This is a genomic window from Fulvivirga sp. (assembly GCF_040220315.1).
Classification (GTDB): domain Bacteria; phylum Bacteroidota; class Bacteroidia; order Cytophagales; family Cyclobacteriaceae; genus Fulvivirga.
Genome location: NZ_JAVJUY010000293.1, coordinates 1 through 14,070, shown reverse-complemented (window position 1 = coordinate 14,070; position 14,070 = coordinate 1). Strand labels below are relative to the sequence as shown.

The 14,070-nt window shown below is 38.9% G+C and carries 18 protein-coding genes; 16 read left to right on the top strand and 2 right to left on the bottom strand.

Going from position 1 to position 14,070, the window contains the following annotated elements; all coding sequences use genetic code 11:
- On the bottom strand, window positions 1-294 hold a 294-nt coding region (locus RLO81_RS14785), incomplete at its 3' end, for an FGGY family carbohydrate kinase (protein ID WP_350113217.1).
- A 674-nt stretch (window positions 295-968) separates the two neighbouring features.
- On the opposite strand from RLO81_RS14785, the gene RLO81_RS14780 reads away from it, so the two are divergent.
- Window positions 969-1,400 carry a DUF1761 domain-containing protein gene (locus RLO81_RS14780; RefSeq protein ID WP_350113214.1) on the top strand — a complete coding sequence of 144 codons (432 nt, stop codon included), beginning with the start codon at window positions 969-971 and terminating at the stop codon, window positions 1,398-1,400.
- A 13-nt stretch (window positions 1,401-1,413) separates the two neighbouring features.
- Complete coding sequence (locus RLO81_RS14775; protein ID WP_350113211.1) at window positions 1,414-1,686, top strand: DUF1905 domain-containing protein; 273 nt, start codon at window positions 1,414-1,416, stop codon at window positions 1,684-1,686.
- Window positions 1,687-1,692: 6 nt separating this feature from the next.
- On the opposite strand, the gene RLO81_RS14770 is transcribed toward RLO81_RS14775, so the two are convergent.
- Window positions 1,693-1,893: a hypothetical protein gene (locus tag RLO81_RS14770; protein WP_350113208.1), complete on the bottom strand. Its 201-nt coding sequence runs from the start codon at window positions 1,891-1,893 to the stop codon at window positions 1,693-1,695.
- Window positions 1,894-2,023: 130 nt separating this feature from the next.
- Between RLO81_RS14770 and RLO81_RS14765 the strand changes: the two genes are divergently transcribed.
- The 14 genes from RLO81_RS14765 to RLO81_RS14700 all read left to right on the top strand — a co-directional run bounded on the left by RLO81_RS14765 (window position 2,024) and on the right by RLO81_RS14700 (window position 13,943).
- Window positions 2,024-2,743 (top strand): peptidoglycan recognition protein family protein, encoded by a 720-nt coding sequence (locus RLO81_RS14765; RefSeq protein ID WP_350113205.1) that lies wholly within the window; start codon window positions 2,024-2,026, stop codon window positions 2,741-2,743.
- Between the two features lie 2 nt (window positions 2,744-2,745).
- Entirely contained in the window at window positions 2,746-3,123 is a 378-nt protein-coding gene (locus tag RLO81_RS14760; RefSeq protein ID WP_350113202.1) for a hypothetical protein, read from the top strand.
- A gap of 2 nt (window positions 3,124-3,125) precedes the next feature.
- Window positions 3,126-3,515, top strand: a complete 390-nt coding sequence (locus tag RLO81_RS14755) for a hypothetical protein (protein ID WP_350113199.1) — start codon at window positions 3,126-3,128, stop codon at window positions 3,513-3,515.
- A gap of 2 nt (window positions 3,516-3,517) precedes the next feature.
- Entirely contained in the window at window positions 3,518-3,964 is a 447-nt protein-coding gene (locus RLO81_RS14750; protein WP_350113197.1) for an SH3 domain-containing protein, read from the top strand.
- Between the two features lie 30 nt (window positions 3,965-3,994).
- Window positions 3,995-4,978 (top strand): hypothetical protein, encoded by a 984-nt coding sequence (locus RLO81_RS14745; protein ID WP_350113194.1) that lies wholly within the window; start codon window positions 3,995-3,997, stop codon window positions 4,976-4,978.
- Window positions 4,979-5,048: 70 nt separating this feature from the next.
- The gene (locus RLO81_RS14740; protein WP_350113191.1) at window positions 5,049-5,654 is read left to right on the top strand and encodes a hypothetical protein; all 606 of its coding nucleotides are present in this window, start codon (window positions 5,049-5,051) and stop codon (window positions 5,652-5,654) included.
- Window positions 5,655-5,656: 2 nt separating this feature from the next.
- Window positions 5,657-5,902 (top strand): hypothetical protein, encoded by a 246-nt coding sequence (locus RLO81_RS14735; protein ID WP_350113188.1) that lies wholly within the window; start codon window positions 5,657-5,659, stop codon window positions 5,900-5,902.
- Window positions 5,903-5,963: 61 nt separating this feature from the next.
- Window positions 5,964-6,758, top strand: a complete 795-nt coding sequence (locus RLO81_RS14730; protein WP_350113185.1) for a hypothetical protein — start codon at window positions 5,964-5,966, stop codon at window positions 6,756-6,758.
- A 154-nt stretch (window positions 6,759-6,912) separates the two neighbouring features.
- Window positions 6,913-7,659, top strand: a complete 747-nt coding sequence (locus RLO81_RS14725; protein ID WP_350113182.1) for an SDR family oxidoreductase — start codon at window positions 6,913-6,915, stop codon at window positions 7,657-7,659.
- Window positions 7,660-7,856: 197 nt separating this feature from the next.
- Window positions 7,857-8,885 carry an SDH family Clp fold serine proteinase gene (locus tag RLO81_RS14720; protein ID WP_350113179.1) on the top strand — a complete coding sequence of 343 codons (1,029 nt, stop codon included), beginning with the start codon at window positions 7,857-7,859 and terminating at the stop codon, window positions 8,883-8,885.
- A 629-nt stretch (window positions 8,886-9,514) separates the two neighbouring features.
- On the top strand, window positions 9,515-10,342 hold the full coding sequence (locus RLO81_RS14715) for a hypothetical protein (RefSeq protein ID WP_350113176.1): 828 nt from the start codon (window positions 9,515-9,517) through the stop codon (window positions 10,340-10,342).
- Between the two features lie 318 nt (window positions 10,343-10,660).
- Complete coding sequence (locus tag RLO81_RS14710; RefSeq protein ID WP_350113173.1) at window positions 10,661-11,719, top strand: nucleotidyltransferase-like protein; 1,059 nt, start codon at window positions 10,661-10,663, stop codon at window positions 11,717-11,719.
- A 2-nt stretch (window positions 11,720-11,721) separates the two neighbouring features.
- On the top strand, window positions 11,722-12,660 hold the full coding sequence (gene cap12 / locus RLO81_RS14705; RefSeq protein ID WP_350113170.1) for a CBASS system CD-NTase-associated NAD(+) hydrolase Cap12: 939 nt from the start codon (window positions 11,722-11,724) through the stop codon (window positions 12,658-12,660).
- Between the two features lie 236 nt (window positions 12,661-12,896).
- Window positions 12,897-13,943: a kinase gene (locus tag RLO81_RS14700; RefSeq protein WP_350113167.1), complete on the top strand. Its 1,047-nt coding sequence runs from the start codon at window positions 12,897-12,899 to the stop codon at window positions 13,941-13,943.
- The last annotated feature ends 127 nt before the right edge of the window (window positions 13,944-14,070 follow it).

Sequence of the window (14,070 nt, the reverse complement as noted above, 5' to 3'; positions counted from 1 at the left end):
GGGCTTGCCCGTAGCCCGGTCCCAGATCACGGTGGTTTCTCTTTGGTTGGTGATCCCGATGCCCACGATCTGGTCGGCCTGAAGCTTATTTTTATCAATGAGCTTCTTAAAGACCGCCCACTGAGACGTCCAGATCTCTTCCGGGTCGTGCTCCACCCAGCCTGGTTTTGGGAAAATCTGTTTGAATTCCTGCTGCGCTATGACACAAAGTTGGCCCTCGGTATCTACCAGCAGGGCCCGGGAGCTGGTTGTTCCCTGGTCGAAGGCGATGATGTATTGCTTGTGTTTCTTCAATGGGGTGTAGTTTGAATGAGCGAATGAAATAAACTTTCGAAAATTTAGAGAATATTTTGAAGACGAGACCAAAGGTGAGGATGGATTATACTTAGCAGGTCCTGTTTTGGGTCCGCTGAAATGAATCTTAGAATGACATATTCACCGTCATTCTGAACAAAGTGAAGAATCTTAGTATACGTGAGGGCAGACTGTCAAAGGCCGGCAATGTCACGATTATCGCGCAAGTGTTTTCCACTTGTGTGATAAAGTGGAAGATATCCGATTACCCTTGTTTCGAACCACTCCATGGCCTGTCCCCCAACAGGCCAACGAACTGACTGACAAACTCATCTGCCGAAAGGCAGCCGCTAGGTAGGCGCCGATCTAAAGCTGTAATCCCCCATTTCCCCCTTTGTGAAAAGCCTTTAGCCAGAAAGATGGTATTAGGTGAAGGGGGATTCCCTAAATAGACAATGATCCACTCTCCTGAGGGTCTTTTGGGCCTTTGAAGTAGAAAGTGTCATTAGTGTGATACAATGCCCGGAAGTAACTTCCGAGCTAGTGTAGGGCGCACACAGCGCCATACACGGGCGTTGACGGTCATTCTGAGGGCAATAAATGGCTCAATTGCCCCTCTATATTGTCGCTATGAGCCTACAGGGTTGCAGTGTTAACTTCTTAGATTTGTAATTATGAGTGAGAAGAACCATAGAAAATATCGCATAAGTTTATTGACTGCACTTGGAGCTACCTTGGCAGCCTTTTTTATAAGTGCAATATGGTATATGGCCTTTGGCAGCATATTGGCAACCATAAGCGATGTATATGCCAATGACCAGAATGATTACTTTCTTTGGATTATGCTGGTTGAATTCGGACGAAGCTTTGTAATAGCACTCTCACTTTACTATCTCGTTATAAAATTTAACATCGATAATTGGCTAAATGCAGTAAAGTTAGGAGCCTTTTTATGGATTTTCCCCTTTTTTATCTTAGTAGGATCTATTGTCCATGAACACTATCCAATCGCACTGGCACTAATCCATGCAGGTGATTGGTTGGTTAAACTTCTTGTAATATCAGTAATTCTTGGCTGGAGGCAGCAAAAGATATCAAATAACTAAAAATGATTTGAATATGCAACTTAACAAAAAATTCAAAGCAAAATTACAAAAAAGCCCAGCTAAAGGTGGTCATACCTATGTTATATGGCCTGAATCGGCTTCTTTTTTTGGCACTAAAGGATTAGTGAAAGTCAAAGGAACAATGGATAACTGTCCGTTTCAAACCACTTTTATGGCTCTCGGAGACGGCAATCATAAGTTACCTGTTAAAGCAGAAATCCGGAAAGCTATAGGTAAAGAAGCAGGTAATGAAATTACTATACATTTAACGGAAAGATTAAATTAAACCTTCCTAGCGCGGAAGTTTCTTCCGTGCGACTATTGCCCCAGCCGGAAGATCCGTACTACTCTCCATGGCCTGTCCCCTGACAGGCCGATACAATCCAAACTCGCGCAAGTGTTTTCCACTTGTGCGATAAAGTGATAACCGATTACCCTTGTTTCGAACCACTGTATTCAACCAAAATTGAACAGGTACATGAAATAATATCATTATTCGTATAATTTTTGATTTTTAACTAAGAACTGTTTCATATATCTGTAATAAAAATATAGATTCATACTTACCTTATAATGGTTAATAGCCATTATTACCAGCTTAAAAACCTAAGAACCAGCCGCCTATGATCCCAATCACCAACCTGATTGATCAGCTCCCCTGGCACCCAAACAGAAGGTGGAGCAAAAGATCCCTGAATAGAATTGACAAGATCATCGTACACCAGGAACTCGGTGAAGGTACCGTTGAGCAAGTCAACAATTATCATATCACAGCCCCCAACCACATCTCGCGTAAAGGATGCCCGCACATCTGCTATCACTACTGCATCAGGAAGGATGGTGAGGTCGTGCAGGCCAATGACCTATCATCCATCACCTGGCATTGTAAAGGAGAAAACTCCAATGCCATCGGGATCATGCTGGTGGGCAATTTCAATGGTCCCGGATACTCATTAGGCTCTTCCGAGCCCACAAAAGAACAAATTGCATCATTGAAAGAGCTGGTCGACCACCTGATCTCCGGTTTTAGCCTGACCAAACAGGATGTATATGGTCACTACCACTTTGGCAAACCGGAGTGCCCCGGGTTTATCATCCAGGAATGGATAGAAGAAACCCGAAATGAAATCATCGGGACCATCGCTGCGAATAACATCCCCATGGAGACCAAAGAGGTCCAGAAGCGACTGAACCAGCTGGGCTATGGAGTAGGGAAGGTAGACGGCATCCATGGGATCAGGACCTCCTCGGCCATCAGGAAATTCCAGGCTGACAGCGGGCTTCATGTAGATGGTGTGGTAGGTCCAAACACCTGGAAGACATTAATCGCTAAAACAACCTGATTATGGAAAAGAACGAAAAAGTCTATATCGGCGACAGTTTTTTTGAAAGGTGGTTTTCAAAGTTCCTTTTTACACTCATCAGTGTGAAAGTCTGGGGGTTGGTAGCTGCTACCGTGGTTTCCACCTACCTGCTCATTCACTGTAAAATTGACAGGGGAGACTGGCTGACATTCAATACCACCATCTGGGCATTGATCTTCGGCATGAAGGAAGTGTTTAAGATCTCCGAGAACAAGGACATCGCTGAGCAGCAGAAGCTGCAGAAACAGATTGACTCCAATATTGAAATCGCTACAATCCGCGCGAAGAGCGATGACGATCCGACAAAGACCTCCAGAAACCAGGATGGCACCATCATCGTAGGAAGCGAACCCGATTGACCATGAAGACACGCACCATCCTCATATTCGTAGCCGTGATCGCCGCAGTAGCCCTTGTGGTCTTTGTAGATAAAGTGCAATTGGGTTCTGCAGTAGCGGCCCTTTTTGGCGGGCTGGCTGCGCTGAAAGCGAAACTCTTTGGCAACTCCTCCAACCTCGAAGCGCAGCTGGAAGAGATCGATGAACACCATGAAGCGAAGCGGGAAACCTGGAAAACCGAGAAAGGGGCGTTTGACACTACCCGCGTAGCCATGGAAGATAAAATACGGACCCTCGAAGTGAAGGCAGATACCCTGCTTCAAAGGATTGACCAGCTGGAGCAGGAGAAAGCCCGGGAACTTCATAAGCCCCTCACTGATGAAGAAATCTTAAGACGCCTTGGAGGTAACTGATTATGAAGACGACATGCACATTATTGCTGTTCCTTTTCGTTGCCTCTGCCAGCCAGGCGCAGGACCGGGTATACGGGATCATAGAGCCCAGTAAATCCTATGAGAATACTACCGGTGGCTCGATCTACTACATGGACTACCCAACCATTAAGCGGTACATGGACTATGAAACCATGCACAAGTATGATTCCATGAAGCTGAAGACCTATGAGGAGCTGGTGGAAACCCTCGGAGAGCAGCAATACCTGTACGACAGCCTGAACAGGCTGGGAAAGCTGGAAGCCAACTACTGGTATGATCACCTGCTGAAGACAGACAAAGAGCTACAGGAATCCAAAAAAGAAGTGGTGATCCTGCAAGACAAAAACCAGGACCTGAAACGGTCCCGGGTATACTTTTTCATCTTCGGAGCCCTGGCAGGGTTCTTTGGATGGGCGACATTGAATTAAAGGTAATGAAGTTAAAAATACTATTTAACTATGAAAAATTTACTCGCGGTAATTATTTCAATCATTTTATTGAATGCTGGGTTTTCACAATCACTTTCTCGCGGTTACTCTAAGGAACAACTAACAAGTTATTTAGAGGATGTAAGACTTAAGCATCAAATTATCCCAGATAATGATATTCAGGTTTATGAAGAATTAAAATGGGTAAGTTCAGAGCTATCAAAGTTCAGTAATTATAGTAGAACTGACATTGAAGATATTGAAGAAAAACTTCAAAATACAAGAGAATTGGAGGATAGGGCAAAAAATCTATTTGAAAAAATTGGAATATTAGATTGTAGTTTAGAATCAAGAAATGAAGCTTATTCTAAGTTTTATTCAATTATGACTACTGTGGATAACTTCAGTTTCAGATATGATACAGATGAAAGCTCAGAATATGTTAACCTTATGGCAGAGGTACGCCCAATAATTAATGGAGCAGAGGATCAAAATGGTTTCACAACTAAAGATTGTGAAACCTTTAAGTCAAAATTGGAGACTACGGTAAAAAATGCAGTAATAGCAACCATTGTAAAAATTCAAAAGACTATTCAAGAGGAATTAGATGACATAAACGACAAGGAATCTGTTTACCAAAATATAGAGAAAGAATTAACAGGTTACCGTGATAAATTAATAGAAAAACAAAAGAAACTGAATACTAAGCAAAACCTAGGTTCTAATTTGTATATAATGATTTTAATCATTGGACTTTTGAGTGTTCTGGCAATTGGATTAGTCAGACTTTTTCCTGAAAAGGTGATGTTAGAATGGGTGGTTTCAGGTCAAGTCATACAGTTTGTCACTATAATGATTCTGCTAAGCGCAATAATGGCTCTTGGTTTATCGGGCTTGGTAACCGAAAATACTCTTGGGACGCTTCTGGGTGGAATTGCAGGTTATGTTTTATCTCAAGGGATTGGTATCAGTAGACAAAATGCAAATCGGAATACCCCAAACAATAATAATTGAGAGCATATCAGGGTTTAATAAAACTTGTTGCTTTCGATTAGACCTGCGAAAAAAATAATCTGAACAAAATATGAAAAAGGTAACAATAATTATTCTGACCACTTTCATTATGAGCTGCGCCTCGGTTCCCAAACAAGTAGTCGATGCCATGCAAGCTCAGAAAGATGAAATCCAAAGAGTTAAGGAATTGTATTTTGTAAATATGAACAATCAATTAGACGCGATAGAAAAATATAGATTGGCCATATTAGATATTTATGAAGAGCAGTATAGGGAGCAAATCAGAAGAGCTCCCGGAACAGAAGTAGATGAGAATGGAAAAACTGTTGAGGCACTGGTTGCTCCAACTGGTGATCCGGAAATTGACGTTTTAAATGTCAAGTTACTCAATCAAATAGAAGAGTTTTTTGATGCTGAAAGAGATTCTGTAAGGAATGATATTAAAAACAGGAGGGAAGAGATCAGAAAAGCAGAGGCGAATTTCGAAAACATAGAGCTTATCAACTCCTCAATAAATGAATATCTTCAATCACTTGTTAGACTAAAAGAATCTCAAGACAAACTTGCCAAATCAATACGAAATAAGCTTGGGGCTATAGCTCCAATTCCAGTCTCCTTTGAGAATATTCCAGACCCTGCAACAATTGAAGATATAATTAAAACTTTAAACAAATAATCATGCCATTAACTGACGCACAAAAGAAGATAAAAGCGAAAACAAAAGTTGATTCTTTGCAATTGGCTGATGACTTAAGTAATCTAAAAACTAAGATCGATCAACTTTTTGATGATGCACCAATAGAAGTAGCTGAAACTACCACAAAAGAAGAACTCGAAGACCTCATTTCAGCAATTAATAATGGGACAGCCACGAATCAAAAAATCTCTAGATTCTTAGAAATAGCAAGTGCAATTGGGATATGATTTCTAAAGCTTAAAACCTACACGTACTATATTTCAGATAACAGTAGTAAGAATACAATTTATGGAAAATAACAAAGGGACAGACTTTATGAATTTAATTGTGAAGCTTGGAGTGTATTTAGTGTTATTCATACTTAGTGGTCTACTAATAGTTTTAGCTATCACTATCGTATTTCCACCTGACATCTTTCAGAGTTTCTTCTCGAGGTTTGAGCGGCCTGATCTCAATGAAAGTATTGCTGTTGCATGCTTTTTAATTTTTTTGCTGGTGGTCATCATATTTATTTTTGATTCAATTGGAGTAATTGATATAAAACACGGTTGGATAACTAAAGGCATCTGGGGAATAGGCATTTCAAGTATCATAGGCACATCAGTAGCTGTTTTCAGTACGCAAGTAAATGCACAGGATAATGAATTCTCAGGACTTTGGACGGTTAGAGTTTTCCTTCCTCAGTGGGAAGTTTATGAACCAAACTCTTATCAGCTATCAGGATTTGCCTCAGAAAGTGAGCAAAAAGTAATATTATACTTTGATCCATTCCAGAAAATATATCAAGGTTATTCAGATCTATCCGAGGAAAGAAATTGGTTTGAATTAAAAGTGAATATAGTAGATACGACATATACCCTTAAGAGGAAAATATTTCAGTATTTGAGAAAACACCCACAAGATTCTACAGAAGCAACAACCCTGCAATCATTTGATAATACATTTGAAGGAAAACTAACCACCTATTCGGAAGATCCATATGTCTTATATGATGCAGATAATTACCCAATAATGATGTTCATGGCTAAAGGTGGAGTAATTTCTGAAAAAGCTATATCAGAGATTCAAAATTCACTGAATTAATTAAGAGGTAAGAACATTTATCCAGTAGTAGTTAAAATTTGCGCCCCACATCTACCTCTCGGATATCCCCCCTCTTACTCACCCGAATAACAGAAATATCTTAGATTTATCCATTGCAGTCATTTTCATCAATGAAAAGAATCATGAGTAGCCAATGAGCAAAACAATACTAATTACCGGAGGCAGCAGGGGGATAGGAGCGGCAACAGCCATTTTGGCGGGCAGACAAAAATATCAAGTATGTGTAAACTACCTGAAGAATGAAGTAGCTGCCCATAAGGTAGTAGACGAAATCAATCATAATGGAGGAAAAGCAGCTGCCTATCAGGCTGATGTTTCCAACGAAAATGAAGTGATTGATCTGTTTCAGCGGATAGATAAAGATTTCGGAAACCTATACGGGTTAGTAAATAATGCAGGCATCCTGGAGGCACAGTCGAGGGTTGTCGATCTGGAATTAGACAGATTTCAAAGGATAATCAACTCCAATCTTATGAGCTGCTTCCTATGCAGCAAAGAAGCCATTAAGCGCATGTCTACCAGCTATGGCGGAGCAGGTGGAGCGATCGTAAACGTTTCCTCTATAGCGGCACGCACAGGCTCTCCCAACGAATATGTCGATTATGCAGCTTCAAAAGGGGCCGTTGATACTTTTACTATCGGTCTTTCAAAAGAAGTGGCAGGAGAAGGGATCCGGGTCAATGGTGTTAGACCGGGTTTTATCTATACCGACATTCATGCAGACGGAGGTGAACCGAACAGAGTGGACAGAATAAAGGAAAGTCTCCCGCTCCGGCGTGGCGGTCAACCAGACGAAGTAGCAAATGCCATAATGTGGCTGCTTGGTGAAGAATCATCCTATTCTACCGGGATATTGATTGATGTTACGGGAGGAAGATAATTCCACCGGACCCTATCCGACTAACATAGAAACTCTCAAATCCCACACACATAAATAGTCCCTTCCCCACAGCACCCCTGATATTTCCTTCTCATGCACACCTGTTTGATGGAAATAGTTTAGATTTATAAGTGATACAAGTAGTTATGATGCACTAACAAATGTTAGCTGGCATTACTCACTAAATCAAAAGAACTATGTCCAAAAATGAAAGAATAGGAATTATTAAGGAAATCCAAAATAATAGAGAATCATGCCTGATTTCATATGTTACAACCACAAGAGCCGGTGGTGAAGTTCAAATGGCCATGGACTCAATAAGGCACATTTTTCAACACATTCAAGATTTCAAAAAAGAAGAAAAATTCAATATTGATCTTTTTTTGTATAGTAACGGTGGGGATGGCACTGTACCATGGAGATTAGTAACATTAATCCGAGAGTATTCTAAGAGATTCTCAGTGCTTATTCCCTTTAGAGCATTTAGTGCAGCAACTCTTACTGCCCTTGGTGCTGATGAAATAATTATGCATCCAATGGGTATGCTTGGGCCAACGGATCCAACAGTTTCCAATGATTTCAATCCCGAAAATCCTACCACTAAGCAAAAACTAGGAATTAGCGTTGAAGATGTAACAGCCTATATTAATTTGATTAAAGAAGATGCGGGAATAACTCATGAAGATGAGTTGGTTCAAGCTTTCACAAAGCTAACAGACAAAGTACATCCTTTGGCCTTGGGCAATGTCAAAAGATCACTTTCGCAATCCAGAATGATGGCTAGAAAATTATTAGCCCTTCATATGGATAAGGCCAAAGAACAGCATCAAATCGATGAAATCATCGATAATCTAACATCAAAATTATTTTTTCACGGACACCCTATCAATAGAACAGAGGCTGACAAGGAGGTTGGCATTAGAACTGTAAAAAAAGCAAATGAAGAGATTGAGGGATTAATTTGGAACCTATATCTTGAATATGAAAAAGAAATGAAGTTGAATGACCCATTTAATCCAGTCTTTGAATTTATTCAGCTATCACCAAACTTAACAGTTGGAACACCTGTTACAACACCAAAGCAAACTTCTAAATTAGTTTACATCGAGAGTGAAAATGCAACCAATGTGAACATTTTGGAGTATGAAATAATGGGGGTAAAAAACAACAATGGAGTAATAAACACGCAAATGTCAACGTTATTCCAAGGTTGGAAAACTGAATAAAATCAATATATTTGAAGTATGAATCAGGTTAATAATACTACAATTACGACTAGAAGGAATACTAGGAACGCAGAAAATTCCCTGAAATCTAATATCATGCCTGATAGATTTAACTCTATAAGCAAACCTCAAGGTTTTTCAGCTGCAGACCCTTCGTATAACTCCATTACTAAGTTTATCCGTACCAAGTAGACGCCCCCTCCCAGGCCCAGATCTCAACTCCCCCTCTTTATTCTTCCATTACCCACCCCCATACACCCACCTCCTCCTAAACCCCTTCATCACCTCATCCTCATACATCTTCAAGGCCCGGTTCGATTTCTTTTTGAACAGGGAGTGCAAGCAGACTCTAAACAGCTTTTGTACCCTTTTCACAAATGATCCTCCATGACTGATTACAGTCAACAGGATGCAGTATCCGCGGAAATGTTTAATTTGGTGATGAATACGCACAACGTATCCGTTTTTAATCGCTTATAAATGTTTATTGTCGTTTAAAATTGGGTAAAGTGTTGTTATTGAAATGATTAATTGGAAGATGATATTAGTAGTTATAGTGCATTCGCTATAACTAAATGTTATGGAGTATCGCGCAACTGAAAGTATCGCAGTTAACAAAATCACTTGATATGAACATTGAATTAAGAACAACCTCCTTTTTTAGTTTATTAACTTTAATAATCATTTCAAGCTGTGGAGTCCCTCAAGCTGATTATGACAAACTTGCCAAAGAAAACCAACAGCTAAAGAATCAAATAGAAGAATGTGAGAACGGAGCTGAAAAATTGATTGCAAAAGTTGAAAAAGCCTACTCTGAAAAAAATTATACTCTGGCAAAGGAATATATCAAAGCTCTTAGTGATAAGCACCCGGAATCATCCAAAAATGATGATTTCAAACTTCTTCTAAGTAAAATTGAAAAAGAAGAATTAGCGGAACAAAAAAGAAAAGAAGCCGAAGAAAAGGAGCGAATTCGTCTAGCAAACATCAACAATCAAGGAATGTGGAGAATAAGCTATTATGTGGATGATTTCGGAGAACCAACTAAAGAAGGTTATATCACAAATACGTCAACTTTAAGAGGGACATTCAGTAATACTGCAACCCAAAATTCCGACTTAGATGTTCGCTTTTTAATTTCCAACTCATCGGACATTTCGATCAAGCTTTTTGAGTATGCTGGGAACAATCCGGTTAAAGCATACTCATCTGAAAGTTACAAGGTGCTTGTTCAGGATAGTGATGGTAAGCGTTATAATTTAACAGCAACTAACTATTCAGATAGACTCAGCTTCGATAAAACATCATCAAGAACTGTCCACAATATTCTGCTGAAAGGTGGCACTGTCAAGTTTAAGATAATTGAGATTGACACCCCAACTACTGAATATGAATTCACGATTCAAAAGGCTGATTATTATGACAACACATACCGCATTTTTAGGGAAAAGAAATAATGACACCCCTTATCGTGCAAGTGTTTTTCAATTGTGCAATAATAGGTTCCACGGTCTCGCTGTCCGACATGTTCCGCAGAGCATGTCGGACCGTAGATAAAGAGGGATTTCCAAATCCCGTATAATAATTATTTGCTCCATCCATTACTGGGTTACTCTTCACCTCCCCCAGCAAACCTGATATTCCCTTCTCATGCACACCTGTTTGATGGAAAAAGTTTAGATTTATAGTTGGTATAAGGTAGCTATATAAGAAAGTCATATAACCGTATCTTATGGGCAATTACTCGAAACGGATTCCAATTATTATAAATGTAAATGGCAAAGAATTACAGACAACTTACTGAAAGCGTAAGAGGCAGAATCAACCCTGAAAATTTTGCTTTCGAAAAATCCTTCTCTGATGAATTAGGAACAATTTCCTACAGCGAGGTTTTAACATACATACGAATTGCTATGAAAGGTGTAGAACCTGAATATACTCGAAAAAGCAAGGAAGCTGGTGAAAGAGTAAAAGGTCACCTGGAACGAACTCTTGATAATGTAGCTTTTAAATATCAAGGTTCAGTCATGACAGATACACATATAAAAGGATACAGTGATATTGACCTCCTTACGATCTCTGACAAATTTTATACTTACGATGCTAATAACGCCAAAGACATATTAGCTAAACCTGAAAGGCGCTCCAAATACTATCCAAGCTCTATTCAGAAGCTTGAATATGAAGTAAATACTTCGTCATACTCTGGAAGTGCTTTGGATGATTTAAGGAACTTGCGTAGAGATAGTGAAATTGTTTTGCTTGACAGCTATGATATCTGCGATACCACCAAGCCAAAATCGATAAAAATAACAAACAAGAGTCTTAGACGAGATGTGGATATTGTAATAGCTAACTGGTATGACGATGTTAGGTCCATAATCAACGATAAAGGTGATTATCGAGGTATTCAAGTCTACAATAAAGAGACTCATTCAAAAGGAAATGCGGACTATCCATTTTTTAGCATCAAAAGAATCAATGAACGAAGTTCTGAAACGAATGGGCGACTCAAAAAAATGATAAGATTTTTGAAGAACTCAAAGGAGAATTCCAACCATGATATTGATCTCAGCAGTTTCGACATCAATGCAATTTGTTATGATATTAAAGTGTCGGAATACCAAAATTTGAGTTTCTATGAATTGGTTCCAGTAATATATTATCAGTTGAAGGCAATATGTACAAATAATGACAAAGCCAATAACTTGTTATCTGTTGATGAACGAGAATATATTTTTAGATATAATTCTTTGAAATTAGATAACCTTAAAAAGTTGTTGTCTGAAGTCGAGAGCATATTTACTGATCTTAAATCAACAATACGGATTTAAAAATGATAAAGAAACGATTGTTTATAGGATCATCGTCTGAAGAACTAAACCTTGCTGAAACAGCCAAAGCTATTCTTGATAAAGATTTTGATGTCTCAATATGGAATGAAAATGTCTGGGATAAATCAATATTTAAGATCAATCAGAACTTTTTGTCGGATCTGCTTAAAGCTACATTGCAGTATGACTTTGGAATATTGATTGGAACGGGAGATGATAAAGTGACATTTAGAGGAGCGGAAGTTTTACAGCCAAGAGACAATGTTTTATTTGAACTGGGATTGTTTACAGGTCGTTTAGGCACTTCAAAATGTGCGTTTTTGATTGATAAAGAAATTAAATTACTTTCTGATTTTGGCGGCCTATCTGTTGCTCAATTTGATACTGAAGATAGTTCAAGTTTTGAAAGAGCCGTTACTCAGATCAAAGATTTATTTCTGTCAAGTTCAGATGATGACTTGAATTTCTTTCCTTCATCTACGTTGGCATCTGTATATTTGGAAAACTTGATTGTTCCAATTTGCCGATTCTTAATTGAGAATGGCGGCTTTAAAGTCGGTGACAATCACTATAAGAAATGTCAGATCAATGTTATTGTCCCTGATCGAATAAATGAAGATGTAAATCTTCAGTTCGAGAAATTGAAATCGACTATTCAAACTGAGAATGTAACCTTTAAGTACGCAGGGAGACCTAGAAATATTAGTATCGATACTCACATGAAAGATGACACTTTAGAGTTTATCGACTTCCCAACAATTATTTCTGGGATTAACCATGCTATTTCTAATCTTCTTCCGAATGACTTCAATAAGTTAAGTCCTGATTACAATTCAATTCTGGAAAGGGAATTAAGAAGGTTCATCACAACTTTGAAGAAACTTCTAATAAAACATGGTTTCGATGAAATGGTAAGTGTTAAAAGAGAATCTGAATTATAAAAGTCCCCCTCTAGCCGTAGTTTGCAACTACGCCTTTCTATCCACAACTAGCACTCTAACCTTTCTCCTGCCATCCGGCATGCTTCATTCCCCACAGAACCTATGTTATTTCCTTTTGATGCACACCTGTTTGATGGAAATGCTTTAGATTTAACAGGTGATTTAGGCGGTAATGTGACAAAACGTCACATTACCGAATGTTATTAGCAGCGATGGCAGAATCAAACTGAATATCAATGGACAATTTGCTCTATTATCCATATATCAATATACCACCGACCCAATGGACGGCTAGAGCTCTTCTCTATTATAATCAAGTGGGAACCATTGTGCCTCAAAGTTACTTCTATGAGCCGGAACAGTATGAGCCATTCATGAGGGAACTAGTGATGAGTGAATTGGTAATTCCCATAAATCCAATCGAAACCTTAGAGAAACCATGGGAAATCTCACGACCCTTTCTAGAATATGTAAACGGCAAAGAGTTCCAATTAGAATTACGTAGGACAAGATTTAATCCTAGAAAATCTGGGTCGATTAATCGACTAAAGTTTGAGCCGAAAAAATCGGATATACACGTAGATAAGTTTGATGGAGAAATCTTTTATCAACTGGAACAAGCAGGTCTTGCATCTCAAATCGATGGAGACTGGTATTCAGTTGAATCAAAGACAGCAAATGAACTGATGTCATTTTTAGCTTTAGTTGTGGGGGGTAAGCTTGGTTATCTTCCAACAACTGATAAATACACAAAAAGATTTTCCATCTCCTCACGAAACAAGCGAGAATTCAAAACTAAAAAGAAGCAACAAATAAAAAGGGAGCTAATTCTGGATGAACTCATTCCTTACCCTGAATACATCGATCTTAATAAGCTTCGGTCATTTAAAGATAAACACCCAAACCTACTTACAGCTTTCAAAAATAAAATAGAACTAATTGCTCTTGATCCAAATATTGTAGAAGGTTCTGATCTGTTTAATGAGACGATGACGGAACTGAAACTCCGAAAGGAAGAACTATCGGCAAAAATGTCCGAGAGCAAAATGGGACAAGTATTTTTCGGAACTGTTTGCGGAATTAGCGGAGCACTCTATGGTTTATCTACTGCACAAACTCCTGGTGCAGTTTTGGGAGGCTTACCAGGATTTGCTAGTGCAGTCTACTCTGCATTGAAGATTGAGAAAGCAGAACAAATTTTCGATCAATCGGGCATGAAATATTTAGCGCTAATTGATAAACGGATAAGCACAAAAGCTGCTAACACACGCTCCCATGAATGATCTTTTGGAGAGGAATGTTCTGTAATTCTAATAAAAATCCTTCTATTTTCATCTTCAGGGCTCATTTTCTTCAAACAGCGGACCGCCAAAAAGTAGACAATATCGGCAAGGATAGGGCATAGTACGG

What these genes read in the sequence shown, in the direction of transcription:
- RLO81_RS14735 (WP_350113188.1), top strand. Translation starts at nt 5,657, where the DNA reads ATGCCATTAACTGACGCACAAAAGAAGATAAAAGCGAAAACAAAAGTT.
- RLO81_RS14710 (WP_350113173.1), top strand. Translation starts at nt 10,661, where the DNA reads ATGGCAAAGAATTACAGACAACTTACTGAAAGCGTAAGAGGCAGAATC.
- RLO81_RS14780 (WP_350113214.1), top strand. Translation starts at nt 969, where the DNA reads ATGAGTGAGAAGAACCATAGAAAATATCGCATAAGTTTATTGACTGCA.
- cap12 (WP_350113170.1), top strand. Translation starts at nt 11,722, where the DNA reads ATGATAAAGAAACGATTGTTTATAGGATCATCGTCTGAAGAACTAAAC.
- RLO81_RS14715 (WP_350113176.1), top strand. Translation starts at nt 9,515, where the DNA reads ATGAACATTGAATTAAGAACAACCTCCTTTTTTAGTTTATTAACTTTA.
- RLO81_RS14700 (WP_350113167.1), top strand. Translation starts at nt 12,897, where the DNA reads ATGGACAATTTGCTCTATTATCCATATATCAATATACCACCGACCCAA.
- RLO81_RS14760 (WP_350113202.1), top strand. Translation starts at nt 2,746, where the DNA reads ATGGAAAAGAACGAAAAAGTCTATATCGGCGACAGTTTTTTTGAAAGG.
- RLO81_RS14765 (WP_350113205.1), top strand. Translation starts at nt 2,024, where the DNA reads ATGATCCCAATCACCAACCTGATTGATCAGCTCCCCTGGCACCCAAAC.
- RLO81_RS14770 (WP_350113208.1), bottom strand. Translation starts at nt 1,893, where the DNA reads ATGATATTATTTCATGTACCTGTTCAATTTTGGTTGAATACAGTGGTT.
- RLO81_RS14740 (WP_350113191.1), top strand. Translation starts at nt 5,049, where the DNA reads ATGAAAAAGGTAACAATAATTATTCTGACCACTTTCATTATGAGCTGC.
- RLO81_RS14755 (WP_350113199.1), top strand. Translation starts at nt 3,126, where the DNA reads ATGAAGACACGCACCATCCTCATATTCGTAGCCGTGATCGCCGCAGTA.
- RLO81_RS14725 (WP_350113182.1), top strand. Translation starts at nt 6,913, where the DNA reads ATGAGCAAAACAATACTAATTACCGGAGGCAGCAGGGGGATAGGAGCG.
- RLO81_RS14720 (WP_350113179.1), top strand. Translation starts at nt 7,857, where the DNA reads ATGTCCAAAAATGAAAGAATAGGAATTATTAAGGAAATCCAAAATAAT.
- RLO81_RS14775 (WP_350113211.1), top strand. Translation starts at nt 1,414, where the DNA reads ATGCAACTTAACAAAAAATTCAAAGCAAAATTACAAAAAAGCCCAGCT.
- RLO81_RS14745 (WP_350113194.1), top strand. Translation starts at nt 3,995, where the DNA reads ATGAAAAATTTACTCGCGGTAATTATTTCAATCATTTTATTGAATGCT.
- RLO81_RS14730 (WP_350113185.1), top strand. Translation starts at nt 5,964, where the DNA reads ATGGAAAATAACAAAGGGACAGACTTTATGAATTTAATTGTGAAGCTT.
- RLO81_RS14750 (WP_350113197.1), top strand. Translation starts at nt 3,518, where the DNA reads ATGAAGACGACATGCACATTATTGCTGTTCCTTTTCGTTGCCTCTGCC.